This is a genomic window from Pseudomonas sp. BN102, assembly GCF_029871245.1.
In the GTDB taxonomy this organism is placed as follows: domain Bacteria; phylum Pseudomonadota; class Gammaproteobacteria; order Pseudomonadales; family Pseudomonadaceae; genus Metapseudomonas.
The window spans coordinates 96,114-121,647 of record NZ_SSON01000039.1; the positions used below are offsets into that span (position 1 = coordinate 96,114).

The 25,534-nt window shown below is 61.1% G+C and carries 36 protein-coding genes; 1 reads left to right on the top strand and 35 read right to left on the bottom strand.

The features are described 5' to 3' along the window. Positions 1-49 precede the first annotated feature (49 nt). The 5 genes from E8F12_RS07400 to E8F12_RS07420 all read right to left on the bottom strand — a co-directional run bounded on the left by E8F12_RS07400 (position 50) and on the right by E8F12_RS07420 (position 5,735). Positions 50-1,495, bottom strand: a complete 1,446-nt coding sequence (locus E8F12_RS07400) for an aldehyde dehydrogenase family protein (protein WP_280324622.1) — start codon at positions 1,493-1,495, stop codon at positions 50-52. Between the two features lie 20 nt (positions 1,496-1,515). Continuing rightward, positions 1,516-2,427, bottom strand: coding sequence for a 5-dehydro-4-deoxyglucarate dehydratase (gene kdgD / locus E8F12_RS07405; protein WP_280324623.1), 912 nt, complete (start codon positions 2,425-2,427; stop codon positions 1,516-1,518). A gap of 475 nt (positions 2,428-2,902) precedes the next feature. Continuing rightward, positions 2,903-3,652 (bottom strand): FadR/GntR family transcriptional regulator, encoded by a 750-nt coding sequence (locus tag E8F12_RS07410; RefSeq protein WP_280324624.1) that lies wholly within the window; start codon positions 3,650-3,652, stop codon positions 2,903-2,905. 190 nt (positions 3,653-3,842) lie between these two features. Next, positions 3,843-4,331, bottom strand: a complete 489-nt coding sequence (locus tag E8F12_RS07415) for a single-stranded DNA-binding protein (protein WP_280324625.1) — start codon at positions 4,329-4,331, stop codon at positions 3,843-3,845. Positions 4,332-4,340: 9 nt separating this feature from the next. Beyond that, positions 4,341-5,735 (bottom strand): MFS transporter, encoded by a 1,395-nt coding sequence (locus E8F12_RS07420; RefSeq protein ID WP_280324626.1) that lies wholly within the window; start codon positions 5,733-5,735, stop codon positions 4,341-4,343. 208 nt (positions 5,736-5,943) lie between these two features. Here E8F12_RS07420 and uvrA point away from each other — a divergent pair, with 208 nt between their 5' ends. Beyond that, positions 5,944-8,778: an excinuclease ABC subunit UvrA gene (uvrA, locus tag E8F12_RS07425; RefSeq protein ID WP_280324627.1), complete on the top strand. Its 2,835-nt coding sequence runs from the start codon at positions 5,944-5,946 to the stop codon at positions 8,776-8,778. Between the two features lie 119 nt (positions 8,779-8,897). On the opposite strand, the gene E8F12_RS07430 is transcribed toward uvrA, so the two are convergent. The 30 genes from E8F12_RS07430 to tuf all read right to left on the bottom strand — a co-directional run. Further along, positions 8,898-10,343 carry a catalase gene (locus E8F12_RS07430; protein ID WP_280324628.1) on the bottom strand — a complete coding sequence of 482 codons (1,446 nt, stop codon included), beginning with the start codon at positions 10,341-10,343 and terminating at the stop codon, positions 8,898-8,900. A gap of 168 nt (positions 10,344-10,511) precedes the next feature. After that, positions 10,512-10,901 (bottom strand): 50S ribosomal protein L17, encoded by a 390-nt coding sequence (rplQ, locus tag E8F12_RS07435; RefSeq protein ID WP_016490551.1) that lies wholly within the window; start codon positions 10,899-10,901, stop codon positions 10,512-10,514. 42 nt (positions 10,902-10,943) lie between these two features. After that, complete coding sequence (gene rpoA / locus E8F12_RS07440) at positions 10,944-11,945, bottom strand: DNA-directed RNA polymerase subunit alpha (protein WP_280287718.1); 1,002 nt, start codon at positions 11,943-11,945, stop codon at positions 10,944-10,946. A 22-nt stretch (positions 11,946-11,967) separates the two neighbouring features. Next, a complete protein-coding gene (rpsD, locus tag E8F12_RS07445; protein WP_280287719.1) occupies positions 11,968-12,588 on the bottom strand; it encodes a 30S ribosomal protein S4 in 621 nt (206 codons plus the stop codon). A gap of 16 nt (positions 12,589-12,604) precedes the next feature. After that, positions 12,605-12,994 carry a 30S ribosomal protein S11 gene (rpsK, locus tag E8F12_RS07450; protein WP_003093689.1) on the bottom strand — a complete coding sequence of 130 codons (390 nt, stop codon included), beginning with the start codon at positions 12,992-12,994 and terminating at the stop codon, positions 12,605-12,607. 30 nt (positions 12,995-13,024) lie between these two features. Further along, positions 13,025-13,381: a 30S ribosomal protein S13 gene (rpsM, locus tag E8F12_RS07455; RefSeq protein ID WP_028629276.1), complete on the bottom strand. Its 357-nt coding sequence runs from the start codon at positions 13,379-13,381 to the stop codon at positions 13,025-13,027. A 132-nt stretch (positions 13,382-13,513) separates the two neighbouring features. Then, positions 13,514-13,630, bottom strand: coding sequence for a 50S ribosomal protein L36 (gene rpmJ, locus E8F12_RS07460; RefSeq protein WP_002555468.1), 117 nt, complete (start codon positions 13,628-13,630; stop codon positions 13,514-13,516). Between the two features lie 30 nt (positions 13,631-13,660). Further along, on the bottom strand, positions 13,661-14,989 hold the full coding sequence (secY, locus tag E8F12_RS07465; RefSeq protein WP_280324629.1) for a preprotein translocase subunit SecY: 1,329 nt from the start codon (positions 14,987-14,989) through the stop codon (positions 13,661-13,663). Then, the gene (gene rplO, locus E8F12_RS07470) at positions 14,990-15,424 is read right to left on the bottom strand and encodes a 50S ribosomal protein L15 (RefSeq protein ID WP_016490546.1); all 435 of its coding nucleotides are present in this window, start codon (positions 15,422-15,424) and stop codon (positions 14,990-14,992) included. Between the two features lie 3 nt (positions 15,425-15,427). Next, positions 15,428-15,604, bottom strand: coding sequence for a 50S ribosomal protein L30 (gene rpmD, locus E8F12_RS07475; protein WP_021219605.1), 177 nt, complete (start codon positions 15,602-15,604; stop codon positions 15,428-15,430). A gap of 2 nt (positions 15,605-15,606) precedes the next feature. Beyond that, a complete protein-coding gene (gene rpsE / locus E8F12_RS07480) occupies positions 15,607-16,107 on the bottom strand; it encodes a 30S ribosomal protein S5 (RefSeq protein ID WP_003448746.1) in 501 nt (166 codons plus the stop codon). 3 nt (positions 16,108-16,110) lie between these two features. Beyond that, on the bottom strand, positions 16,111-16,461 hold the full coding sequence (gene rplR, locus E8F12_RS07485) for a 50S ribosomal protein L18 (RefSeq protein ID WP_179061895.1): 351 nt from the start codon (positions 16,459-16,461) through the stop codon (positions 16,111-16,113). Between the two features lie 10 nt (positions 16,462-16,471). Beyond that, entirely contained in the window at positions 16,472-17,005 is a 534-nt protein-coding gene (rplF, locus tag E8F12_RS07490; RefSeq protein ID WP_028629281.1) for a 50S ribosomal protein L6, read from the bottom strand. 14 nt (positions 17,006-17,019) lie between these two features. Next, positions 17,020-17,412 (bottom strand): 30S ribosomal protein S8, encoded by a 393-nt coding sequence (gene rpsH / locus E8F12_RS07495; protein WP_044872686.1) that lies wholly within the window; start codon positions 17,410-17,412, stop codon positions 17,020-17,022. 193 nt (positions 17,413-17,605) lie between these two features. After that, positions 17,606-17,911 (bottom strand): 30S ribosomal protein S14, encoded by a 306-nt coding sequence (rpsN, locus tag E8F12_RS07500; protein WP_280287722.1) that lies wholly within the window; start codon positions 17,909-17,911, stop codon positions 17,606-17,608. A 13-nt stretch (positions 17,912-17,924) separates the two neighbouring features. Continuing rightward, positions 17,925-18,464: a 50S ribosomal protein L5 gene (gene rplE, locus E8F12_RS07505; RefSeq protein WP_280324630.1), complete on the bottom strand. Its 540-nt coding sequence runs from the start codon at positions 18,462-18,464 to the stop codon at positions 17,925-17,927. 20 nt (positions 18,465-18,484) lie between these two features. Further along, entirely contained in the window at positions 18,485-18,799 is a 315-nt protein-coding gene (gene rplX, locus E8F12_RS07510) for a 50S ribosomal protein L24 (protein WP_280324631.1), read from the bottom strand. 12 nt (positions 18,800-18,811) lie between these two features. Then, positions 18,812-19,180: a 50S ribosomal protein L14 gene (rplN, locus tag E8F12_RS07515; RefSeq protein ID WP_003448734.1), complete on the bottom strand. Its 369-nt coding sequence runs from the start codon at positions 19,178-19,180 to the stop codon at positions 18,812-18,814. A 22-nt stretch (positions 19,181-19,202) separates the two neighbouring features. Further along, a complete protein-coding gene (gene rpsQ, locus E8F12_RS07520) occupies positions 19,203-19,469 on the bottom strand; it encodes a 30S ribosomal protein S17 (protein ID WP_021219597.1) in 267 nt (88 codons plus the stop codon). Between the two features lie 2 nt (positions 19,470-19,471). Then, positions 19,472-19,663: a 50S ribosomal protein L29 gene (gene rpmC, locus E8F12_RS07525; RefSeq protein WP_016490538.1), complete on the bottom strand. Its 192-nt coding sequence runs from the start codon at positions 19,661-19,663 to the stop codon at positions 19,472-19,474. Continuing rightward, positions 19,663-20,076, bottom strand: a complete 414-nt coding sequence (gene rplP, locus E8F12_RS07530; protein WP_016490537.1) for a 50S ribosomal protein L16 — start codon at positions 20,074-20,076, stop codon at positions 19,663-19,665. Before rplP ends, rpmC begins: the two co-directional genes overlap by 1 nt. 12 nt (positions 20,077-20,088) lie before the next feature. Further along, positions 20,089-20,775 (bottom strand): 30S ribosomal protein S3, encoded by a 687-nt coding sequence (gene rpsC / locus E8F12_RS07535; RefSeq protein WP_016490536.1) that lies wholly within the window; start codon positions 20,773-20,775, stop codon positions 20,089-20,091. 13 nt (positions 20,776-20,788) lie between these two features. Next, positions 20,789-21,121 (bottom strand): 50S ribosomal protein L22, encoded by a 333-nt coding sequence (rplV, locus tag E8F12_RS07540; protein WP_007161246.1) that lies wholly within the window; start codon positions 21,119-21,121, stop codon positions 20,789-20,791. A 13-nt stretch (positions 21,122-21,134) separates the two neighbouring features. Next, positions 21,135-21,410 carry a 30S ribosomal protein S19 gene (gene rpsS, locus E8F12_RS07545; protein ID WP_016490535.1) on the bottom strand — a complete coding sequence of 92 codons (276 nt, stop codon included), beginning with the start codon at positions 21,408-21,410 and terminating at the stop codon, positions 21,135-21,137. 14 nt (positions 21,411-21,424) lie between these two features. Beyond that, entirely contained in the window at positions 21,425-22,246 is an 822-nt protein-coding gene (gene rplB, locus E8F12_RS07550) for a 50S ribosomal protein L2 (RefSeq protein WP_179061896.1), read from the bottom strand. An 11-nt stretch (positions 22,247-22,257) separates the two neighbouring features. Further along, positions 22,258-22,557, bottom strand: a complete 300-nt coding sequence (gene rplW, locus E8F12_RS07555; RefSeq protein WP_028629287.1) for a 50S ribosomal protein L23 — start codon at positions 22,555-22,557, stop codon at positions 22,258-22,260. Further along, a complete protein-coding gene (gene rplD, locus E8F12_RS07560) occupies positions 22,554-23,156 on the bottom strand; it encodes a 50S ribosomal protein L4 (protein WP_280324632.1) in 603 nt (200 codons plus the stop codon). The genes rplW and rplD overlap by 4 nt, the downstream gene beginning before the upstream one ends. 14 nt (positions 23,157-23,170) lie before the next feature. Further along, positions 23,171-23,806 carry a 50S ribosomal protein L3 gene (gene rplC / locus E8F12_RS07565; RefSeq protein WP_028629289.1) on the bottom strand — a complete coding sequence of 212 codons (636 nt, stop codon included), beginning with the start codon at positions 23,804-23,806 and terminating at the stop codon, positions 23,171-23,173. 84 nt (positions 23,807-23,890) lie between these two features. After that, positions 23,891-24,202, bottom strand: a complete 312-nt coding sequence (rpsJ, locus tag E8F12_RS07570; RefSeq protein WP_003463313.1) for a 30S ribosomal protein S10 — start codon at positions 24,200-24,202, stop codon at positions 23,891-23,893. Between the two features lie 156 nt (positions 24,203-24,358). Beyond that, a partial coding sequence (gene tuf / locus E8F12_RS07575; protein ID WP_280324633.1) for an elongation factor Tu occupies positions 24,359-25,534 on the bottom strand: 1,176 nt, incomplete at its 5' end.

A 25,534-nucleotide genomic window follows, 5' to 3' on the forward strand; every position in this document is an offset into this window, starting at 1 on the left:
ACCGGTAGTCCCTGATGGAGTACGGGGGCATGCCTTGCCCCCGCCTGGATCAGCCCGCGATGTAGGTGGTTTTCACCGTGGTGTAGAACTCCTGGGCGTAGCGGCCCTGCTCGCGCGGCCCATAGGACGAGCCTTTGCGGCCACCGAAGGGCACGTGGTAATCCACCCCGGCGGTGGGCAGGTTGACCATGACCATCCCGGCCTGAGCGTGGCGTTTGAAGTGGTTGGCGTACTTGAGCGAGGTGGTGGCGATGCCGGCGGAGAGGCCGAACTCGGTGTCGTTGGCCAGCGCCAGCGCCGCCTCGTAGTCGGCCACGCGGATGACGTTGGCCACCGGGCCGAAGATTTCCTCGCGGTTGATGCGCATCCCGGCTTCACTGTCGGCGAACAGCGCGGGGGCCATGAAGTAGCCCTCGGTATCGCAGCTCACCCGCTCACCACCGGCCACCAGGCGCGCGCCTTCGTCGCGGCCGATGTCGATGTAGCGCAGGTTCTGCTCCAGCTGGGCCTGGGACACCACTGGGCCGATATCGATGCCGCTACGCAGCGCATGCCCGACGCGGATGCCGCGCATGCGCTCGGCCATGGCCTCGACGAAGCGGTCGTGGATGCCGGCGGTGACGATCAGGCGGCTGCTGGCGGTGCAGCGCTGGCCGGTGGAGTAGAAGGCACTCTGCACGGCGAGCTCGACGGCAGTCTTGAGGTCTGCGTCGTCGAGGATCAACTGCGGATTCTTGCCGCCCATCTCCAGCTGCACCTTGGCGCCACGGGCGACGCAGACGGCGGCGATGCTTCGACCAACACCCACCGAGCCGGTGAAGCTGATGCCGTCGACGCGGGCGTCGTTGACCATGGCCTCGCCGACGACACGGCCACTGCCCATCACCAGGTTGAATACCCCGGCGGGGAAGCCGGCGCGGGAGATGATTTCGCCCAGGGCCCAGGCACTGCCCGGCACCAGGTCGGCGGGCTTGAACACCACGCAGTTGCCGTGGGCGAGCGCCGGGGCGATCTTCCAGGCAGGAATGGCGATGGGGAAGTTCCAGGGGGTGATCAGGCCGATCACGCCCAGGGGTTCACGGGTAACTTCCACCGATACGCCGGGGCGAACCGACGGCAGCACTTCACCGGCCAGGCGCAGGCATTCGCCGGCGAAGAACCTGAAGATGTTGCCGGCCCGGCTCACTTCGCCGATGGCTTCGGGCAGGGTCTTGCCCTCCTCCCGCGCCAGCAGCGTACCCAGCTCCTCACGGCGGGCGAGGATCTCGCTGCCCACCTTGTCCAGGGCGTCGGCGCGGGCCTGGATACCGGAAACGGACCAGGCCGGGAAGGCCGCGCGGGCCGCCGCGATGGCCTGGGCTACCTGGACGGCGTCGGCCTGGGCGTACTCGCCCAGGCAGTCACTCAGGTCGGAGGGGTTGATGTTGCGCGAGTAGCCGCTGCCGGCTACCCATTCCCCGCCTATGTAGTTGTCGAAGTTTTTCTGCTCGGCCACGGCCTTCTCCTTCGTTCTGCTTACTGCGCGCCCTGGGCATCGATCAGCGCGGCGAGGCGCTCGTACTCGTCGGGCAGCAGGTCGGTGAGCGGTGCGCGAACCGGGCCGGCGTCGTGGCCGACGATACGCGCACCAGCTTTCACGATGCTGACGGCGTAACCGGCGCGGCGATTGCGAATTTCCAGATAGGGCAGGAAGAAGTCGTCGATCAGCTTACCGGCGGTGGCGTGGTCGTCGGCGGCGACGGCCTTGTAGAAGTCCATGGCGGTCTTCGGGATGAAGTTGAAGACGGCCGACGAATACACGGGTACTCCCAGGGCCTTGTAGGCGGCGGCGTAGACCTCGGCGGTAGGCAGGCCGCCCAGGTAGCTGAAGCGATCGCCGAGGCGGCGGCGGATGGCGACCATCAGTTCGATATCGCCCAGGCCGTCCTTGTAGCCGATCAGGTTCGGGCAGCGCTCGGCCAGTTGTTCCAGCAGCGCCGGGGTCAGGCGGCAGACGTTGCGGTTGTAGACCACCACGCCGATGCTCACCGACTTGCACACCTGCTCCACGTGAGCGGCGACGCCTTCCTGGCTGGCTTCGGTGAGGTAGTGCGGCAGCAGCAGCAGGCCCTTGGCACCGAGGCGCTCGGCTTCCTGCGCGTACTGGATGGCCTGGCGGGTCGGGCCGCCGACGCCGGCGAGGATCGGCACGCTGCCGGCGCAGGTGTCGACGGCAGTCTTGATGACGGAGGAGTACTCGTCCGGCGCCAGGGAGAAGAATTCACCGGTACCGCCCGCGGCGAAGAGCGCTGAGGCACCGTAGGGAGCCAGCCATTCCAGGCGACGGGCGTAGGTGTCGGCGCGGAAGTTGCCGGCAGCGTCGAAGTCGGTGACGGGGAAGGACAGCAGCCCGGAGGAGAGGATGGACTTGAGTTCTTGTGGATTCATTATTCGAGCACCCTGCGAAGCGGTTTGAGTGGAGCCGGGGCGAACCGGCTTTAGAGATACGTTATCGTACAACTTAAAAGACTGCCAACCCCCGTTCATCCTCCTGTACGCTCATCGCCCGCTATCGAAGCATGACGCGCCCTACCCGCTTCCATGCCCTGGATACACCCGTTATCTGGGCCTCATGCCCCGGCTTAGCTGGGTGCTGGATGAGTCGGCGGCTGCGCGGACGACTGCAGCGCAGCCAGGTCTTTTGACCAGGACGACACCACAGGTGTTCGCGACGACCCGAATCAGTTGTACGACAACATATAACAACAAATCTTGTAGGACAACCGCCCCGAGGGAAAAAGTTTCGCCTTGCCCTCCTCCCGCCGCGCGAGCCCGGGATCGCCACAAGCCTCGGTACATTGCGCTTTGCCCGAAAACGAAAAAAGGCCGCTGGATGCGGCCTTTTTTCAGCGGGGATCGGTCCTCAGGCCTGACGGGCCTTCTCGGCTTCTTCGTGAGCCTGGCGCAGGCGTTCGCGGCTGTTGGTGAGGTGCAGGCGCATGGCCGCGCGGGCCCCGTCACTGTCCTGGCGGGCGATGGCCTCATAGATATCCTCGTGCTCACGGCTCAGGCGAGCGAGGTAATGCTCCCGATCGTCATGGGCGATGCGCGCCGAGTTGAGCCGCGTGCGCGGAATGATGCTGGTGCCCAGGTGGGTCATGATGTCGGTGAAGTAGCGGTTGCCGGTGGCCAGGGCGATCTGCAGGTGGAACTGGAAATCCGAGGCCACCGCGTCGGTGCCATGGGCGGCACTGAGGAAATTGTCCAGCGCCTCGCGCATGGCAGCCAGTTGCTCTGGGCTGCGGCGTTGGGCGGCGAGACCGGCGGATTCGACTTCCAGGCTGATGCGCAGTTCGAGGATGGCCATCACATCGCGCAGGGTGACGATGGTCGCCGGATCGATGCGGAAGCCGCTGGGGCTCGGGGTATCCAGCACGAAGGTGCCAATGCCGTGGCGGGTTTCCACCAGGCCCGCCGCCTGCAGCCGCGAAATTGCTTCGCGTACCACGGTGCGGCTCACCCCCTGAGCTTCCATGATGGCCGACTCGGTGGGCAGCTTTTCACCCCGCTTGATCACACCATCCTGGATCTGCTGGGAGAGCTCGGTCACCAGCTCCTGCGCCAGGCTCCGATGCTTGCGGCGCGGGCGTTGCTGGGTGCTTGGATTGTCCATGTCGAAGTTGGATCTCGGCGAAAACTGAGCGTCCATCATAGCCCAGCGAGTTGTACGATGACACTCATCTCAACGGCGCGGCGGCCCTTCCCTGCATCCCTTTCCGACGGGAATCAGCCGCGTATTCCGACCCTGAAACGAAAAAGGCGCAGCCGGATGGCTGCGCCTTTGTCTACTTGCGCGGTTCGACTTAGAACGGGATGTCGTCGTCGAAGCTGTCGTAGTCCGGCGCCGGCTGGGCGGCGGGCTGCGGAGCCGGGCGCTGTTCGCGCGGGGCGGACTGCTGCGGCTCGCGCTGCGGGCGCGGGGCACGCGGGGCGTCGCCTTCGCTGCCGGGACGGCCGCCGAGCAGCTGCATCTGGCCGTTGATGTCGACCACGATCTCGGTGGTGTAGCGCTTCACGCCGTCCTTCTCCCACTCGCGAGTGCGCAGGGAGCCTTCGACGTAGACCTGCGAGCCCTTGCGCAGGTACTCGCCGGCGATCTCGGCGAGACGGCCAAAGAACACCACGCGGTGCCATTCGGTACGCTCCTGCTGCTGGCCGGTCTGCTTGTCCTTCCAGCTTTCGCTGGTGGCCAGGGTGACGTTGGTCACCGCGTTGCCGTTGGGCAGGTAGCGGGTTTCCGGATCACCACCGACGTTACCAACCAGAATGACTTTGTTAACCCCACGGGCCATGACGTTCTCCTAGGCTTCAGCACGTTCGGGAGCCGGATCGACCAGGCGCTCCAGGGACGTGCGGTCCAATTGTTCGGTATCCACTTTGATATAGATGGCCGCCTCTTCGGCCACCACGACGGCATCTGCCACTCCGGGCAATGCCAGCAAACGCGCAACCAGCCCATTATCGGCCACAGCCGCTGCGCTGAGCGGAAGGCGCAGACTGGTTACGTACGGAGGTTCACGCATAGTAACAGCAATGGCCAGCCAAATCGCACAGACCACCGCACACCCGACGAACACCGTCGACAGGCCACCGTGCTGGAACAGCCAGCCGCCGAGGATGCCGCCAACAGCCGCGCCGAGGAACTGGCTGGTGGAATAGACCCCCATGGCCGTGCCCTTGCCGCCCGCGGGGGCGACCTTGCTGATCAGCGACGGCAACGAGGCTTCCAGCAAATTGAAGGCGGTGAAGAAGACGATGGCGCCGAACACCAGCGCGCGCAGGCTGTCGCCGAATTGCCAAAAGAACAGTTCGCAGGCGCAGAGCACGGCGACCGCGCCCACCAGAACGCGCTTCATCTGGCGCTTTTTCTCGCCATAGATGATGAAGGGCACCATGCCGAAAAAGCCTACCAGCAGCGCGGTGAGGTAGACCCACCAATGCTCTTCCTTGGGCAGGCCGGCTTTCTCCACCAGTGCCAGCGGCAGGGCAACGAAGCTGGCCATGAGAATGGCGTGCAGGGCGAGGATGCCGAAGTCCAGGCGCAGCAGGTCCGGGTGCTTGAGGGTGGGAAGCAGCGCCTCGCGCGCCACCCCGGATTCACGGTGGTGCAGCGGATGGGCCGCACGCGGCACCATGAAGGCGATGATCAGCATCCCCACCAGGGCCATGATGGCAGTAGCCCAGAACAACCCTGAGAGGCCGAAGGCGCGGGTCAGCAGCGGGCCGACCACCATGGCCACGGCGAAGGACACGCCGATGCTCATGCCGATCATGGCCATGGCCTTGGTGCGGTGCTGTTCGCGGGTGAGGTCCGAGAGCAGTGCCATGACCGCCGCGGAAATGGCGCCGGCGCCCTGCAGAACGCGGCCGGCGATCACGCCCCAGATGGAGTCGGCGTTGGCCGCCAGGGCCGCGCCCGCAGCGAAGATCAGCAGGCCGATATAGATCACCGGCAATCGGCCGACACGGTCGGAGATGACACCGAAGGGAATCTGCAGTACGGCCTGGGTCAGGCCGTAGGCGCCGATGGCCAGGCCGATCAAGGCGGGGGTCGCGCCAGCCAGGTCCTGCCCGTAGGTGGCCAGCACCGGCAATACCATGAACATGCCGAGCATGCGGAAGGCGAACACCAGGGCCAAGCCGCTGGCAGCGCGCGTTTCGCTACCGCTCATGCGTTCCGAATGGAGGTCGTGCATAGGTGCCTCAAGGGAAAACGATCGGGGCCTGCGTCATGCGCCCCTGTCCGGCTGGTCACCCGGTCCTGGGTGCCCGGCTGTCGCCGGTGCCCGAAAAATGACGCGCATTCTAGCAGTACCGGCTGTTTGCGGCACATCCGTGACGCTTTGCCGCGTCCGCCCGGCGAGCCGTATAATCGCGGGTTTCCGACCGCCAAGTGAGGCCGTTGTGGACAAGATCCTGATACGTGGGGCCCGCACCCACAACCTGAAGAACGTCGACCTCACCCTACCCCGCGACAAGCTGATCGTCATCACCGGCTTGTCCGGCTCCGGCAAGTCGTCGCTGGCCTTCGACACCCTCTATGCCGAGGGCCAGCGCCGTTATGTGGAATCGCTGTCGGCCTACGCCCGGCAATTCCTGTCGATGATGGAAAAGCCCGATGTGGACACCATCGAAGGCCTGTCGCCGGCGATTTCCATCGAGCAGAAATCCACGTCCCACAACCCCCGCTCCACGGTCGGCACAATCACCGAGATCTACGACTACCTTCGCCTGCTCTACGCCCGCGTCGGTACGCCACGCTGCCCGGACCACGATGTGCCGCTGGAGGCCCAGACCGTCAGCCAGATGGTCGACCAGGTGCTGGCCCTGCCCGAAGGCCGCAAGCTGATGCTGCTGGCGCCGGTGATCCGCGAACGCAAGGGAGAACACCTGGCGGTGTTCGACGAGCTGCGCGCCCAGGGCTTCGTTCGCGCCCGAGTGAACGGCAGGCTCTACGAGCTGGACGAGCTGCCCAAGCTGGACAAACAGAAGAAGCACTCCATTGACGTGGTGGTGGACCGCTTCAAGGTGCGCGAGGACCTGCAGCAGCGCCTGGCGGAATCCTTTGAGACGGCAATCAACCTGGCCGACGGCATCGCCCTGGTGGCGCCCATGGATGACGAGCCCGGCGATGAGATCATCTTCTCCGCACGCTTCGCCTGCCCCCATTGCGGCCACTCCATCAGCGAGCTGGAGCCCAAGCTGTTCTCCTTCAACAACCCGGCCGGCGCCTGCCCCACCTGCGACGGCCTGGGGGTGAAGCAGTTCTTCGACGCCAAGCGCCTGGTCAACGGCGAGTTGACCCTGGCCGAGGGCGCCATTCGCGGCTGGGACAGGCGCAACGTCTACTACTTCCAAATGCTCGGCTCACTCGCCGCACATTACGGCTTCAGCCTGGAAATACCCTTCGATGACCTGTCCGCCGAGCATCAGAAGGCGATCCTCTTCGGCAGCGGCCGCGAGGACGTGGACTTCCGCTACCTCAATGACCGTGGCGATATCGTCAAACGCTCGCACCCCTTCGAGGGCATCATCCCGAACCTTGAGCGGCGCTACCGCGAGACCGAATCGGCCACCGTGCGCGAAGAACTGGCCAAGTTCCTCAGCACCCAGCCCTGCCCCGATTGCCGCGGCACCCGCCTGCGCCGCGAGGCACGCCACGTCTGGGTGGGCGACAAGACCCTGCCGGCGGTCACCAGCCTGCCGGTCGGCGATGCGTCCGAATACTTCGGCGGCCTGAGCCTGACCGGGCGGCGCGGCGAGATCGCCGAGAAGATCCTCAAGGAAATCCGCGAGCGCCTGCAGTTCCTGGTCAACGTCGGCCTCGACTACCTGACTCTGGATCGCAGCGCCGACACTCTGTCCGGCGGCGAGGCCCAGCGAATTCGCCTGGCCAGCCAGATCGGCGCCGGCCTGGTAGGCGTGATGTACATCCTCGACGAGCCCTCCATCGGCCTGCACCAGCGGGACAACGAGCGCCTGCTGGCCACCCTCACCCACCTGCGCAACCTGGGCAACACGGTGATAGTGGTGGAGCACGACGAAGATGCCATCCGCCTCGCCGACTATGTGGTGGACATCGGCCCCGGCGCCGGCGTGCATGGCGGCCGGATCGTCGCCGAAGGCACCCCGGACGAGGTCATGGCGCACCCCGACTCGCTGACCGGCAAGTACCTCTCCGGCCGGGTGAAGATCGAAGTACCGCCCCAGCGCACGCCACGCGACAAGAAAAAGTCGCTGAAGCTCAAGGGCGCCAGCGGCAACAACCTGCAGCAGGTGAACCTGGAAATCCCGGTAGGCCTGTTGACCTGCGTGACCGGGGTCTCCGGTTCGGGCAAGTCGACCCTGATCAACAACACGCTGTTCCCGATCACCGCCACTGCGCTAAATGGCGCCACCTCGCTGGAAGCCGCGTCCCACGACAGCTTTGACGGGCTACAGCATCTGGACAAGGTGGTGGACATCGACCAGAGCCCCATCGGCCGCACGCCGCGCTCCAACCCGGCCACCTACACCGGGCTGTTCACCCCTATCCGCGAGTTGTTCTCCGGCGTGCCGGAATCCCGTTCGCGCGGCTACGGCCCCGGGCGCTTCTCGTTCAACGTGAAGGGCGGCCGCTGCGAGGCCTGCCAGGGCGATGGCGTGATCAAGGTGGAAATGCACTTCCTGCCGGACATCTACGTCCCCTGCGACGTCTGCAAGGGCAAGCGCTACAACCGCGAAACCCTGGAGATCCGCTACAAAGGCAAGAGCATCCACGAGGTGCTGGAGATGACCATCGAAGAAGCCCGTGGATTCTTCGACGCGGTACCGGCCATCGCCCGCAAACTACAGACCCTGATGGACGTGGGCCTGTCCTATATCCGCCTGGGGCAATCGGCCACCACCCTGTCGGGCGGCGAAGCGCAGCGGGTGAAGCTGTCCCGCGAGCTGTCCAAGCGCGATACCGGCAAAACTCTGTACATCCTCGACGAACCCACCACTGGCCTGCACTTCGCGGATATCCAGCAACTGCTGGACGTGCTGCACCGCCTGCGCGACCACGGCAATACCGTGGTGGTGATCGAGCACAACCTGGATGTGATCAAGACGGCGGACTGGCTGGTGGACCTGGGCCCTGAAGGCGGCTCCAAGGGCGGCCAGATCATCGCCACCGGCACCCCCGAGGAAGTGGCCGAGATGCCGCAGTCTCATACTGGGCACTTCCTCAAGCCATTGCTGGAGCGCGGCCGGGCCTGATCTGGCACAAAGGAAAAGGCCGGGCAGTGATGCCCGGCCTTTCCTTTTGGGGTTCCAGCGGTCCCGTCGGATGGGTATCGCATTGCTCCACGGAGCGCCGCCCCATCCTGCGAGAAGCTTTACTTCGCCGCCTTCAGCGCAGCACGAACGCCGTTGCCGTAATCTGGGTGCACCTTATCGAAGTGCCCCAGCTGGCGCTCGACGATGAACTCCGGCACCCCAGCCATGGACGCAGCAATATTGCCGAACAGGCGCCGCTTCTGGCCTGCATTGAACAACTCGAACAGGGCCCGCGGCTGACTGTAGTCGTCGTTGCCGTCACGGTGATCGTAGCGGTCGCCAGCCCCCTCGATGGGCAGCGGCGGCTCGGCGTACTCAGCCGACTGCGCCGGACCATTGAAGGAATTCGGCTCGTAGTAGGCATCCGGGTTCGGGTTATTGGCGAAAAAGCGCATCGCCCCGTCCTTGTGGTAGTGGTGTACCGGACTCTTCGGCGCGTTCACCGGCAGCGCCTCGTAGTGGGTACCCAGGCGGTAGCGGTGCGCGTCGGCGTAGCTGAACACCCGCGCCTGGAGCATCTTGTCCGGCGAATGGCCGATGCCGGGAATGATATTAGAAGGCGAGAAAGCAGCCTGCTCGATCTCGGCGAAGTAGTTCTCCGGGTTGCGGTTCAGCTCCAGGATGCCCACTTCGATTAGCGGGAACTCGCCATGGGGCCAGACCTTGGTCAGATCGAACGGGTTGAAGCTGGTTTGCCGCGCCTGCTCTTCGGTCATCACCTGGATGCAGAAACGCCATTTCGGGAAGTCGCCATTCTCAATGCTGTAGAACAGGTCTTCCTGGGTGGATTCGCGGCTGCGGCCCACCACGTCGGCCGCCTCGGCGTTGGTCCAGTGCTTGTGACCCTGCAGGGTCTTGAAGTGGAACTTCACCCAGATGCGCTCGTTGGCCGCGTTAATCAGGCTGTAAGTGTGCGAACCGTAGCCGTTGATGTGGCGCACGTCGGTCGGCAGCCCGCGGTCGGACATCAGGATGGTGACCTGGTGCACGCTCTCCGGCGACAGCGACCAGAAGTCCCAGGCGGCGGTGTTGGAGCGCAGGTTGGTCTTCGGGTGGCGCTTCTGGGTGTGGATGAAGTCCGGGAACTTCAATGGGTCACGGATGAAGAATACGGGGGTGTTGTTGCCCACGAGATCCCAGTTGCCCTGCTCGGTATAGAACTTCAAGGCGAAACCACGCACATCGCGCTCGGCATCGGCGGCACCCAGTTCGCCGGCCACGGTGGAGAATCGCGCAAGCACTTCGGTCTGCTTGCCGACTGCACCGAACAACGGAGCCTTGCTGTATCGGGAAATGTCGTTGGTGATGGTCAGGGTGCCGAAGGCGCCCCAGCCCTTGGCATGCACGACGCGCTCGGGAATGCGCTCGCGGTTCTGGTGGGCCAGCTTCTCGATCAGCTGGTAGTCCTGCATCAACAGCGGACCACGCGGGCCGGCACTAAGAGAATTCTGGTTGTCCGCAACCGGGTTGCCAGCACTGGTGGTGAGGGTTGGTTTCTGGCTCATGCTCGATCTCCATCTAGGCGTTTTAGACCCGAATTACCGGGTAGCAAGAAGTATCGAGCCGACGCCAAAAGACATCCAATTTATTAAAGGAAGAAGATCAATAGAACTTTTCTAATATTTCAGCCATAAAAAAACCGGGCACAAGGCCCGGTTTTTCATGCGACCGACTTACTCGGCAGCAGCTTCGACTTCACCAGCGACCGGACGGTCAACCAGTTCGACGTAAGCCATGGGAGCGTTGTCGCCAGCGCGGAAACCGCACTTCAGGATGCGCAGGTAGCCGCCCTGACGGTTGGCGTAGCGCTTGCCCAGGTCGTTGAACAGCTTGCCAACGATGGCTTTCGAACGGGTACGGTCGAAGGCCAGACGGCGGTTGGCTACGCTGTCTTCCTTGGCCAGGGTGATCAGCGGCTCGGCAACGCGACGCAGTTCCTTGGCCTTGGGCAGGGTGGTTTTGATCAGTTCGTGCTCGAACAGCGACACCGCCATGTTCTGGAACATGGCCTTGCGGTGTGCGCTGGTGCGGCTGAGGTGACGGCCACTTTTACGATGACGCATGGTTCAATTCCTTACCAAACTCACGTTCGGTGATTACGACGATCAGGCAGTCGCCTTGTCGTCCTTCTTAAGACTTGCCGGCGGCCAGTTGTCGAGGCGCATGCCGAGGGACAGACCACGGGAGGCCAGGACGTCCTTGATCTCGGTCAGGGACTTCTTGCCCAGGTTCGGAGTCTTCAACAGCTCTACTTCGGTGCGCTGGATCAGGTCACCGATGTAGTAGATGTTCTCCGCCTTCAGGCAGTTGGCCGAACGTACGGTCAGCTCAAGATCATCAACCGGGCGCAGCAGGATCGGATCGATCTCGTCTTCCTGCTCGACTACTACCGGCTCGCTGTCGCCCTTGAGGTCGACGAACGCTGCCAGCTGCTGTTGCAGGATGGTAGCAGCACGACGGATGGCCTCTTCAGGGTCCAGGGTACCGTTGGTTTCCAGATCGATGACCAGCTTGTCCAGGTTGGTGCGCTGCTCGACACGGGCGTTTTCAACCACGTAAGCAACACGGCGGACGGGGCTGAACGAGGAGTCGAGCTGCAGGCGACCAATGCTGCGGCTCTCGTCTTCGTCGCTCTGGCGCGCGTCGGCGGGCTCATAGCCACGACCACGGGACACCTTGAGCTTCATGTTCAGCGCGCCGTTATCCGCCAGGTTGGCGATCACGTGGTCGCCGTTGACGATTTCGACATCATGATCCAGCTGAATATCGGCAGCAGTGACCACGCCCGAACCTTTCTTGGAAAGGTTCAGCGTTACTTCGTCACGGCCGTGCAGCTTCACAGCCAGGCCTTTGAGGTTCAGGAGGATCTCGATGACATCTTCCTGAACACCCTCGATGGCGCTGTACTCATGGAGTACGCCGTCGATTTCGGCCTCGACTACTGCACAGCCAGGCATTGAGGACAACAGGATGCGACGCAGCGCGTTGCCCAGGGTATGGCCGAAACCACGCTCGAGGGGCTCGAGCGTGATCTTGGCGCGGGTCGGACTGACCACCTGCACATCAATGTGGCGGGGGGTCAGGAACTCATTTACCGAACTCTGCATGGATGCACCTATTTTCTAGCCCTTACTTGGAGTAGAGCTCGACAATCAGGTTTTCGTTGATGTCGGCGGACAGATCGCTGCGAGCCGGCACGCTCTTGAACACGCCGGACTTCTTCTCTGCGTCCACCTCAACCCACTCCACACGGCCACGCTGACCGCACAGTTCGAGGGCTTGGGAGATACGCAGTTGGTTCTTCGACTTCTCGCGAACGGCAACCACATCACCAGCTTTGACCTGGTAGGACGGAACGTTCACGGTCTGACCGTTCACGCTGATGGCCTTGTGGGAAACCAGCTGACGGGACTCGGAACGAGTAGCGCCGAAGCCCATACGGTACACGACGTTGTCCAGGCGGCACTCGAGGAGTTGCAGCAGGTTTTCGCCGGTAGCGCCTTTGCGGCTGGCAGCTTCTTTGTAGTAGTTACCGAACTGGCGCTCCAGGACACCGTAGATACGGCGCACTTTCTGCTTTTCACGCAGCTGGGTGCCGTAGTCGGACAGACGGCCACGACGGGCACCGTGCTGGCCAGGAGCGGATTCGATGTTGCACTTGGATTCGAGCGCGCGAGCACCACTCTTCAGGAAGAGGTCGGTACCTTCACGACGGGACAGTTTGCACTTGGGACCAATGTAACGAGCCATTTCTCACTGTCTCCTATTACACGCGACGCTTCTTCGGCGGACGGCACCCGTTATGCGGGATGGGCGTCACGTCGGTGATGCTGGCGATCTTGTAGCCGCAGGCGTTCAGTGCACGCACAGCGGATTCGCGACCCGGACCCGGGCCCTTGACGTTCACGTCGAGGTTCTTCAGGCCGTATTCCAGAGCTGCCTGGCCGGCACGCTCGGCTGCGACCTGGGCAGCGAACGGAGTGCTCTTACGGGAGCCGCGGAAACCGGAACCACCGGAGGTAGCCCAGGACAGGGCGTTACCTTGACGGTCGGTAATGGTCACGATGGTGTTGTTGAAAGAAGCGTGGATATGGGCGATCCCATCCACCACTGTCTTTTTGACTTTCTTACGAGGACGAGCAGCAGGCTTAGCCATGACTTAATTCCTGTCGATTCGCGGGCGCAATTACTTGCGGATCGGCTTACGCGGGCCCTTACGGGTACGCGCGTTGGTCTTGGTGCGCTGGCCATGAACCGGCAGACCGCGACGGTGACGCAGACCGCGGTAGCAGCCCAGGTCCATCAGACGCTTGATGTTCATGTTGATTTCGCGACGCAGGTCACCTTCAGTGGTGAGCTTCGCGACTTCGCCACGCAGCTGTTCGATCTGCTCGTCAGAGAGATCCTTGATCTTTGCCGCCGGGTTTACGCCGGTGACAGCGCAGATATTCTGCGCAGTGGTGCGACCAACACCGTAGATGTAGGTCAGCGAGATAACAGTGTGCTTGTTATCTGGAATGTTGACGCCTGCAATACGGGCCATTCAGTGAAACTCCAGTTGACAGCTACCTACGCCCCGGAAGCCAAGAAAAGGGCGCGAGATATTAACGCTGTAGAAACGAATAATCAACCCGGCAGCGCACTAGCTGCCGGGCTCATAACGCGTGAATCACACTCAGCCTTGGCGCTGTTTGTGACGCGGTTCCGCGCTGCAGATCACGCGAACGACACCTTCGCGGCGGATGATCTTGCAGTTGCGGCACAGCTTTTTCACCGATGCACGAACTTTCATCAGTAACTCCTAGAACCTTACGGAACCGGGTCAGCGGAGCATTCCGCTGCCGTAGCCCTTCAGGTTGGCTTTCTTCATCAGGGATTCGTACTGGTGCGAAACGAGGTGGGATTGTACTTGGGCCATAAAGTCCATCACAACCACAACAACGATCAGCAACGAGGTCCCGCCAAGGTAGAACGGTACGTTGGCTGCTACCACAAGGAACTGGGGCAGCAGGCAAACAGCCGTCATGTACAGAGCACCGAACATGGTCAAGCGGGTCAGTACGCCATCGATATAGCGTGCGGACTGCTCGCCCGGACGGATGCCCGGAATAAAGGCACCGGACTTCTTCAGGTTCTCCGCCACGTCTTTCGGGTTGAACATCAGCGCTGTGTAGAAGAAGCAGAAGAAAATGATCCCTGCACTAAACAGCAGAATATTCAACGGCTGACCAGGAGCGATAGCCTGTGCGACGTCCTGCAGCCAGCCCATGCTTTCAGACTGGCCGAACCAGGCGCCGAGAGAGGCCGGGAACAGCAAAATGCTGCTGGCGAAAATAGCCGGGATAACGCCGGCCATGTTCACCTTCAACGGCAGGTGGCTAGTCTGCGCAGCGAAGACCTTGCGGCCCTGCTGACGCTTGGCGTAGTGCACCGCAATGCGACGCTGACCACGCTCGATGAACACCACGAAACCGATGATCGCTACTGCCAGCAGACCGATTGCGACCAGGGCGAAGATGTTGATATCGCCCTGACGAGCAGACTCGAAGGACTGCCCGACCGCACTCGGCAGACCGGCCACGATGCCAGCAAAAATCAGCATCGAGATACCGTTGCCGACACCGCGCTCAGTGATCTGTTCGCCCAGCCACATCATGAACATCGCACCAGCCACGAAGGTGGTGACGGCCACGAAGTAGAAGCCGAAATCAGTCGAGAAAGCGACGCCCTGACTGGCCAGACCAACGGACATGCCGATGGCCTGGACCAATGCCAGGGCTACAGTGCCGTAGCGGGTGTACTGGCTGATCTTGCGACGGCCAGCTTCACCTTCCTTCTTCAACTGCTCCAGCTGCGGGCTGATCGCGGTCATGAGCTGCATGATGATCGATGCCGAGATGTACGGCATGATCCCCAGTGCAAAGATGCTCATGCGCTCCAGCGCGCCGCCGGAAAACATGTTGAATAGGCTAAGAATGGTCCCCTCGTTCTGCCGGAACAGCTCGGCCAGCCGGTCAGGGTTGATGCCGGGCACTGGGATGTGCGCGCCGATCCGGTAGACGATGATCGCCAGGAACAGGAAACGCAGTCGAGCCCAGAGCTCGGACAACCCGCCATTGCTGAGCGCGGAGAGAGCACCTTGCTTAGCCATTTAGTCCTCGAACTTGCCGCCAGCTGCTTCGATGGCCGCACGCGCACCTTTGGTGGCGGCGATACCTTTCAGGGTGACCGCGCGAGTAACGTCGCCGGACAGCATGATTTTCACACGCTGTACGTTCTGGTTAATCACGTTGGCATCCTTCAGCGCCTGCAGAGTGACGACATCGCCTTCCACCTTGGCCAGTTCGGAAGTGCGCACTTCAGCGCGATCCATGGCTTTCAGGGAAACGAAGCCGAACTTCGGCAGACGGCGGTGCAGCGGCTGCTGGCCGCCTTCGAAGCCCGGAGCAATGGTGCCACCGGAGCGGGAGGTCTGACCTTTGTGACCACGGCCACCAGTCTTACCCAAACCGCTACCGATGCCACGGCCCGGACGGTGCTTTTCGCGACGGGCACCCGGCGCGGAACGCAGATCGTTCAGTTTCATGGATTAACCCTCGACACGCAGAAGGTAGTAAGCCTTGTTGATCATGCCGCGGTTCTCAGGGGTGTCCTGGACCTCTACGGTGTGACCAATGCGACGCAGGCCGAGACCCTTGACGCAAGCCTTGTGGTTGGCCAGACGGCCGCTAACGCTCTTGATCAGCGTCACTTTGACAGTTGCCATGATTAGAGAATCTCCTCGACGCTCTTACCACGCTTGGCCGCAACCGACTCAGGGGACTGCATGTTCTTCAGACCCTTGAAAGTGGCGTAAACCACGTTCACCGGATTGGTGGAACCGTAGCACTTGGCCAGAACGTTCTGCACACCGGCCACTTCCAGAACGGCACGCATGGCGCCGCCGGCGATGATACCGGTACCTTCGGAAGCCGGCTGCATGAACACCTTGGAGGCGCCATGGGCGGACTTGATCGGGTACTGCAGGGTGGTGCCGTCCAGATCAACCTGGATCATGTTGCGGCGCGCAGCTTCCATTGCCTTCTGGATGGCAGCCGGTACTTCGCGGGACTTGCCGCGACCGAAGCCAACACGACCTTTGCCGTCGCCGACCACGGTCAGCGCGGTGAAGGTGAAGATACGACCACCTTTTACGGTTTTGGCAACGCGATTAACCTGGACCAGCTTCTCGATGTAGCCTTCGTCGCGCTTTTGCTCGTTATTTGCCATAACTTAGAACTCCAGCCCGCCTTCACGAGCAGCATCAGCCAGCGCCTTGACGCGGCCGTGGTACTTGAAGCCAGAACGATCGAATGCCACCTGAGTGACGCCAGCGGCTTTCGCGCGCTCGGCAACCAGCTGACCAACCTTCTTGGCCGCGTCGACGTTGCCGGTGGCGCCGTCACGCAGTTCTTTGTCCAGGGTCGAGGCGCTGGCCAGGACCGTGGCGCCGTCGGCCGAAATGACCTGGGCGTAGATGTGCTGGGAAGAGCGGTACACGCAGAGGCGTACGGCTTCCAGCTCGCGCATTTTCAGGCGTGCCTTGCGAGCGCGACGCAGACGAGTTTCTTTCTTTACGCTCATTTGCTATGCCCTACTTCTTCTTAGCTTCTTTACGACGGACGACTTCGTCGGCGTAACGTACACCCTTGCCTTTGTAAGGCTCCGGCGGACGGAAGTCGCGAATCTCAGCCGCCACCTGACCGACCAGCTGCTTGTCGATGCCCTTGATCAGGATATCGGTCTGGCTGGGGGTTTCAGCGGTGATGCCTTGCGGCAGTTCGTAATCCACCGGATGCGAGAAGCCGAGAGCCAGGGACAGCGTTTGACCTTTGGCTTGAGCCTTGTAACCAACGCCGACCAGCTGGAGCTTGCGCTCGAAGCCTTGGCTGACGCCGATCACCATGTTGTTGACCAACGCACGGGTGGTGCCGGCCATGGCGCGGTTCTGCTGGTCGCCGTTGCGAGCAGCGAAACGCAGCTCACCGGATTCTTCCAGAACTTCCACGGACGGATGCACTTTCAGTTCGAGAGCGCCCTTGGCACCCTTCACCGAGAGCTGCTGACCGGCGATCTTGACTTCGACGCCAGCGGGCAGCTTGACGGGGTTCTTAGCAACGCGAGACATGCTTTCAACCCCCCTTAGAACACAGTGCAAAGCACTTCGCCACCAACACCAGCGGCGCGAGCAGCACGATCAGTCATCACACCCTTGTTGGTGGAAACGATCGATACGCCCAGGCCGCCACGTACTTTCGGCAGCTGATCGACGGACTTGTACTGGCGCAGGCCAGGACGACTTACGCGCTTCAGCTCCTCGATGACCGGACGGCCTTCGAAGTACTTCAGCTCGATGGACAGCAGAGGCTTGATGTCGCTGCTGACTTGGTATCCCGTGATGTAACCCTCGTTCTTCAGAACGTTGGCCACTGCCACCTTCAGCTTGGAGGACGGCATGCTTACGACAGACTTTTCAGCCATCTGGGCATTACGGATACGAGTTAGCATGTCCGCTAACGGGTCCTGCATACTCATGGGCTAGATGCTCCTGATACAAAAAGAAATAGCCTTGCGGCTAGAGTCACGCGCGCGGGCAATGGACGGACTAATGCCAGGCCCGGGCGAGCCGGACATTCTAGAGATACTCCAGAAACGAATCAAGCCCCAAAAGGGGCTTGATTCTGATGACCTGGGCTTGGCCGACCGGAGCCGGCCTAACCGACGATCATTACCAGCTGGCTTTCACCAGACCGGGCACATCACCGCGCATGGCAGCTTCACGCAGCTTGTTGCGGCCAAGGCCGAACTTGCGGTAAACGCCGTGCGGACGGCCGGTGATGCGGCAGCGGTTACGCAGGCGCGAGGCGCTGGCGTCACGGGGCTGCTTCTGCAGGGCTACCTGGGCTTCCCAACGCGCTTCCGGAGTGGAGTTCGGGTTGGCAATGGTAGCTTTCAGCTCAGCGCGCTTCTTAGCGAACTTAGCAACCGTTTGCTGACGCTTCAGCTCACGGTTCTTCATGCTCGTTTTGGCCATTTTCCTACTCCAATCAGTTGCGGAACGGGAAGTTGAAGGCGCGCAGCAGAGCGCGACCTTCATCATCCGTACGGGCGGTGGTGGTCAGGGTGATGTCCAGACCGCGCAGCGCATCGATTTTGTCGTAATCGATTTCCGGGAAGATGATCTGCTCTTTCACGCCCATGCTGTAGTTGCCACGACCGTCGAAGGACTTGGCATTCAGGCCGCGGAAGTCACGCACGCGCGGCAGGGAGATGGACAGCAGACGATCCAGGAACTCGTACATGCGATCACGGCGCAAGGTGACCTTGACGCCGATCGGCCAACCTTCGCGAACCTTGAAGCCTGCAATGGATTTGCGGGCGTAGGTCACGACGGCTTTTTGGCCGGTGATCTTTTCCAGGTCGGCTACGGCGCTCTCGATGACTTTTTTGTCGCCGATGGCTTCGCCCAGACCCATGTTCAGGGTGATCTTGGTGATGCGCGGAATTTCCATCACGTTGGCCAGCTGAAGTTGTTCCTTCAGCTTCGGCGCGATTTCTTTCCGGTAAATCTCTTTTAGTCGTGCCATGGTTATCTACCTAGCAGTGCTCAAGCATCAACCGGCTTTTGGGTCGACTTGAAGACACGAATTTTCTTACCTTCTTCAACCTTGAAACCAACGCGATCAGCCTTGTTGGTTTCGGCATTGAAGATGGCCACGTTGGAGAGGTGCATGGGCGCCTCCCGCTCGACGATACCGCCTTGAACGCCAGACATCGGGTTCGGCTTGGTGTGGCGCTTGATCAGGTTGATCCCGCTGACCAGCACACGGCTGTCCTCGAGAACCTTGAGCACCTTGCCACGCTTGCCCTTGTCCTTGCCGGCGATGACGATGATCTCGTCGTCACGACGAATCTTTTGCATGACGGCTTCTCCTTACAGCACTTCGGGGGCGAGCGAGACGATCTTCATGAACTTCTCGGAACGCAGTTCACGGGTCACGGGCCCGAAGATACGGGTGCCGATCGGCTCCTGCTTGTTGTTCAGCAGGACGGCGGCGTTGCCGTCGAAGCGGATGATCGAGCCGTCAGGGCGACGAACGCCGTGCTTGGTACGAACCACAACAGCGGTCATTACCTGGCCTTTCTTCACCTTGCCGCGCGGAATCGCTTCTTTCACGGTCACTTTGATGATGTCGCCGATGCCGGCGTAGCGACGGTGCGAACCACCAAGGACCTTGATGCACATAACGCGACGAGCACCGCTGTTGTCAGCGACGTCGAGCATGGATTGAGTCTGAATCATATCTTTCTCCGACCCTTAGTCCTTAGACTTCCACGGCACGTTCGACGACTTCCACCAGGGCCCAGGACTTGGTCTTGGCCAGCGGACGGGTCTCACGAATGGTGACCTTGTCGCCGATGCGGCACTGGTTGGTTTCGTCGTGGGCGTGCAGTTTGGTCGAACGCTTCACGTATTTACCGTAGATCGGGTGCTTTACGCGACGCTCGATCAGAACGGTGATGGTCTTGTCCATCTTGTCGCTGACGACACGGCCGGTCAGCGTGCGGACGGTTTTCTGAGCTTCAGCCATGATTACTTACCTGCTTGCTGGTTGAGCACAGTTTTCACGCGAGCGATGTCGCGCTTCACTTGCGAGAGCAGGTGAGACTGCCCCAACTGGCCAGTTGCTTTCTGCATGCGCAGATTGAACTGGTCGCGCAGCAGGCCGAGCAGTTGCTCGTTCAGCTGCTGTACGGATTTTTCACGAAGTTCATTCGCTTTCATCACATCACCGTCCGCTTAACAAAGGAGGTGGCGAGCGGCAGCTTTGCAGCAGCCAGGGCGAATGCCTCACGCGCCAGCTCTTCGGAAACACCCTCGATCTCGTACAGGACCTTGCCCGGTTGAATCTGGGCTACCCAGTACTCGACGCCACCCTTACCTTTACCCATACGAACTTCGAGGGGCTTCTTGGTAACGGGCTTATCCGGGAACACACGGATCCAGATCTTGCCGCCACGCTTCACGTGACGGGTGAGGGCACGACGTGCAGCCTCGATCTGACGGGCAGTGAGACGACCACGGCCAGTGGCCTTCAGCGCGAACTCGCCGAAGCTGACCTTGCTACCGCGCTGAGCCAGACCACGGTTGTGGCCGGTCATCTGCTTGCGGAACTTCGTACGCTTTGGTTGCAGCATTTGGCGTACCCCTTACTTAGCAGCTTTTTTACGAGGAGCGGGCGCTTGCGGTTTCAGCTCTTCCTGGCGGCCACCAATGACCTCACCCTTGAAGATCCAAACCTTCACACCGATCACACCGTAGGTGGTGTGCGCTTCGTAGGTTGCGTAGTCGATGTCGGCGCGCAGGGTGTGCAGGGGCACACGACCTTCGCGGTACCATTCGGTACGGGCGATTTCAGCGCCACCAAGACGACCGCTTACCTGGATCTTGATGCCCTTGGCACCAATGCGCATGGCGTTCTGTACAGCGCGCTTCATCGCGCGACGGAACATCACGCGACGCTCCAGCTGCTGAGCTACGCTCTGCGCAACCAGCATACCGTCGAGCTCCGGCTTGCGGATCTCTTCGATGTTGATGTGCACCGGCACACCCATTTGCTTGGTCAGGTCCTGACGCAGCTTCTCAACATCTTCACCTTTCTTGCCGATCACGATGCCGGGACGAGCGGTGTGGATGGTGATGCGTGCGGTTTGAGCCGGGCGATGAATATCGATACGGCTTACGGACGCGCTTTTTAGTTTGTCTTGGAGGTACTCACGCACCTTCAGGTCGGCAAACAGATAATCGGCGTAAGTGCGCTTATCTGCGTACCAAACGGAGGTGTGCTCCTTGACGATGCCCAGGCGAATGCCAGTGGGATGTACTTTCTGACCCATCTGATCGACTCCGTTACTTGTCCGCAACCTTGACAGTGATATGGCAAGACCGCTTGACGATGCGATCAGCACGGCCTTTGGCACGCGGCATGATGCGCTTCAGCGAACGCCCTTCGTTGACGAAAACAGTGGAAACCTTCAGGTCATCCACGTCTGCGCCTTCGTTGTGCTCAGCGTTGGCCACGGCCGATTCGAGCACTTTCTTCATGATTTCAGCGGCTTTCTTGCTGCTGAAAGTCAGGAGGTTGAGCGCTTCGCCCACCTTCTTCCCGCGGATCTGGTCGGCGACCAAGCGGGCTTTCTGGGCGGAGATTCGAGCGCCCGACAACTTAGCGGCTACTTCCATCGTTCCTTACCCCTTAACGCTTGGCTTTCTTGTCCGCAGCGTGCCCGCGATAGGTGCGGGTAGCGGCGAACTCGCCCAGTTTGTGGCCGACCATGTCTTCGTTCACGAGAACCGGGACATGTTGACGACCGTTATGCACGGCGATGGTCAGACCGACCATTTGCGGCAGTACGATGGAGCGACGCGACCAGGTTTTCACCGGCTTGCGATCGTTTTTTTCCACCGCCACTTCGATCTTCTTCAGTAGGTGAAGATCGATAAAAGGACCTTTTTTCAGAGAACGCGGCACTGTCGTATCCTCAGTTATTTACGGCGACGGACGATCATGTTGTCGGTGCGCTTGTTCGCGCGGGTCTTCGCACCCTTGGTCGGGAAGCCCCACGGAGACACCGGATGACGGCCACCAGAGGTACGACCTTCACCACCACCATGCGGGTGGTCTACCGGGTTCATCGCCACGCCGCGAACGGTCGGGCGAACACCACGCCAGCGCTTGGCACCAGCTTTACCCAGCGAACGCAGGCTGTGCTCGGAGTTCGAGACTTCGCCCAGGGTCGCACGGCACTCAGCCAGGACTTTGCGCATCTCGCCGGAGCGCAGACGCAGGGTTACGTAGGCGCCTTCACGGGCAACCAGCTGAACGGAAGCACCAGCGGAACGGGCGATTTGAGCGCCTTTGCCGGGCTTGAGTTCGATGCCGTGAATGGTGCTACCAACCGGGATGTTGCGCAGCGGCAGGGTGTTACCGGCCTTGATCGGTGCGTTGACGCCCGAGATCAGCTGGTCGCCAGCGCTCACGCCTTTCGGCGCGATGATGTAGCGACGCTCGCCATCGGCGTACTTCAGCAGAGCGATGTGAGCAGTACGGTTAGGATCGTATTCAATACGCTCAACGGTGGCAGGGATGCCATCCTTGTTGCGACGGAAGTCGACCAGACGGTAGTGCTGCTTGTGACCACCGCCGATGTGGCGAGTGGTGATGCGACCGTTGTTGTTACGACCACCGGACTTCGATTTTTTCTCGACCAGCGGTGCGTAGGGAGCGCCTTTGTGCAGCTCCTGGTTGACCACCTTGACCACGAAACGGCGGCCAGCGGAGGTCGGTTTGCATTTAACGATTGCCATGATGCACCCCTTTACTCAGCGCTGCTGGCGAAATCGAGATCTTGGCCCGGCTGGAGAGCGATGTACGCTTTTTTCCAGTCGTTACGCTTGCCCAGACCGCGAACGGTACGCTTGGTCTTGCCCTTCACGTTGAGGGTGGTGACGCGAGCGACTTTCACGCTGAACAGGCTTTCTACGGCCTTCTTGATTTCCAGCTTGGTTGCATCGGTGGCAACCTTGAAAACGAATTGACCCTTGCTGTCTGCCAGCATGGTGGCCTTCTCGGAGACGTGCGGACCAACCAGCACCTTGAATACGCGTTCCTGGTTCATGCCAGCAGCTCCTCGAATTTCTTCACGGCGGACACGGTGATCAGCACCTTGTCGTAGGCGATCAGGCTGACCGGGTCGGAACCCTGCACATCACGAACATCAACGTGCGGCAGGTTGCGAGCTGCAAGGTACAGGTTCTGGTCGACGGCATCGGAAACGATCAGCACGTCGGTCAGGCCCAGGCCGTTCAGCTTGCCCAGCAGAGTCTTGGTTTTAGGCGCATCGACAGCGAAGTCTTCAACCACAACCAGGCGCTCTTGACGAACAAGCTCAGCGAGGATGGAACGCATGGCAGCGCGATACATCTTCTTGTTGAGCTTCTGGGAGTGATCCTGCGGCTTGGCAGCGAAGGTGGTACCACCGGAGCGCCAGATGGGGCTGCGGATGGTGCCAGCACGAGCACGACCGGTGCCCTTCTGACGCCACGGCTTCTTGCCACCGCCGGAAACTTCGGAACGGGTCTTTTGCGCGCGAGTGCCCTGACGGCCACCGGCCATGTAGGCGACGACAGCCTGGTGAACCAGGGTCTCGTTGAACTCACCGCCAAAAGTGCGCTCGCTGACTTCGATAGCCTGAGCGCCATTTACATTCAATTGCATCTCAGCTTCCCCTCTTAACCGCGAGCCTTGGCTGCCGGACGCACAACCACATCACCACCGGTAGCGCCGGGAACGGCACCTTTTACCAGCAGCAGATTGCGTTCTGCATCGACACGCACAACTTCCAGGGACTGCACGGTCACGCGCTCAGCGCCCAGATGACCGGACATTTTCTTGCCCTTGAAGACACGACCAGGAGTCTGGCACTGGCCAATAGAACCCGGGGCGCGGTGGGAAACGGAGTTACCGTGGGTATTGTCTTGACCACGGAAATTCCAGCGCTTGATGGTACCGGCGTAGCCTTTACCCTTGGACTGACCGGTAACGTCTACCAGCTGGCCAGCCTGGAAAAGCTCGGCAGTCAGTTGATCACCGGCCTGGTACTCGCCTTCTTCAAGACGAAATTCCCAGACACCGCGACCAGCAGCTACGCTCGCCTTGGCGAAGTGACCGGCTTGAGCCTTGGTCACACGAGAGGCACGACGCTCGCCGACAGTTACCTGTACAGCGCGATAGCCATCGCTCTCTTCGCTTTTGAATTGGGTCACACGATTCGGCTCGATCTCGATGACCGTAACCGGAATGGAGACACCTTCTTCGGTGAAAATGCGGGTCATGCCGCACTTACGACCGACTACACCAATAGTCATGTTGTAAACCTCATGAGTGTACGGGGCTTTCACCCGCTATGGCCGCCCATTTCAGAGCGTTACACGACTAAAACCCGAAGGTTATTAGCCGAGGCTGATCTGCACTTCCACGCCTGCCGCAAGGTCGAGCTTCATCAGCGCATCGACGGTTTTATCCGTCGGCTGGACGATGTCCAGAACACGCTTGTGGGTACGAATTTCGTACTGATCGCGCGCGTCTTTGTTGACGTGCGGGGAGACCAGAACGGTGTACCGCTCTTTGCGAGTAGGCAGAGGAATAGGACCACGCACCTGAGCACCAGTACGTTTCGCGGTTTCCACGATTTCCTGGGTGGATTGATCGATCAGGCGATGGTCAAAAGCCTTCAACCGAATACGGATTTGTTGGTTTTGCATTTTGACCTCAGACTCTATCTCTGCTTTCCCCAACGGACGGACTACGCCCGTTAAAAGGAGGCGTGATTGTACGGATGCGCCCGATAGGTGTCAACTTTTGACCAACCAAAAGAAAAGGGCCCCGAAGGGCCCTTCCTTTTGTAGCGAGATCTTCGATTACTCGATGATCTTGGCAACCACGCCGGCGCCTACGGTACGGCCGCCTTCGCGAATCGCGAAGCGCAGACCGTCTTCCATGGCGATCGGAGCGATCAGGGTGACAACCATCTTGATGTTGTCGCCCGGCATTACCATCTCAACGCCTTCCGGCAGTTCGCAGTTACCGGTCACGTCAGTGGTACGGAAGTAGAACTGCGGACGGTAGCCCTTGAAGAACGGGGTGTGACGACCACCCTCTTCCTTGGACAGCACGTACACTTCGCACTCGAACTTGGTGTGCGGCTTGATGGTGCCCGGCTTGGCCAGAACCTGACCACGCTCGACGTCGTCACGCTTGGTGCCGCGCAGCAGGACGCCAACGTTCTCACCAGCACGACCTTCGTCGAGCAGCTTGCGGAACATTTCCACGCCGGTGCAGGTGGTCTTGGTGGTCGCACGAATGCCGACGATCTCGACTTCTTCCTGAACCTTGACGATGCCACGCTCAACACGACCGGTAACCACGGTGCCGCGGCCGGAAATGGAGAACACGTCTTCGATCGGCAGCAGGAACGGCTGGTCGATGGCACGCACCGGCTCCGGAATGTAGGAGTCCAGGGTTTCAACCAGCTTACGAACGGCGGAAACGCCGATTTCGTTGTCGTCCTTGCCTTCCAGGGCCATCAGAGCGGAACCGATGATGATCGGAGTGTCGTCGCCCGGGAAGTCGTAGGTGTTCAGCAGGTCGCGAACTTCCATCTCGACCAGTTCCAGCAGCTCAGCGTCGTCAACCATGTCGGCCTTGTTCAGGAACACGACAATGTAAGGAACGCCTACCTGACGGGACAGCAGGATGTGCTCACGGGTCTGCGGCATGGGGCCGTCAGCAGCGGAGCAAACCAGGATCGCGCCGTCCATCTGGGCAGCACCGGTGATCATGTTTTTCACGTAGTCAGCGTGACCAGGGCAGTCAACGTGAGCGTAGTGACGAATGGCGGAATCGTACTCAACGTGGGAGGTGTTGATGGTGATACCGCGAGCCTTCTCTTCCGGCGCGTTGTCGATCTGGTCGAACGCACGAGCGGAGCCACCCCAGGTCTCGGAGCAGACCTTGGTCAGAGCAGCAGTCAGAGTGGTCTTGCCATGGTCAACGTGACCGATGGTGCCAACGTTGACGTGCGGTTTGTTACGTTC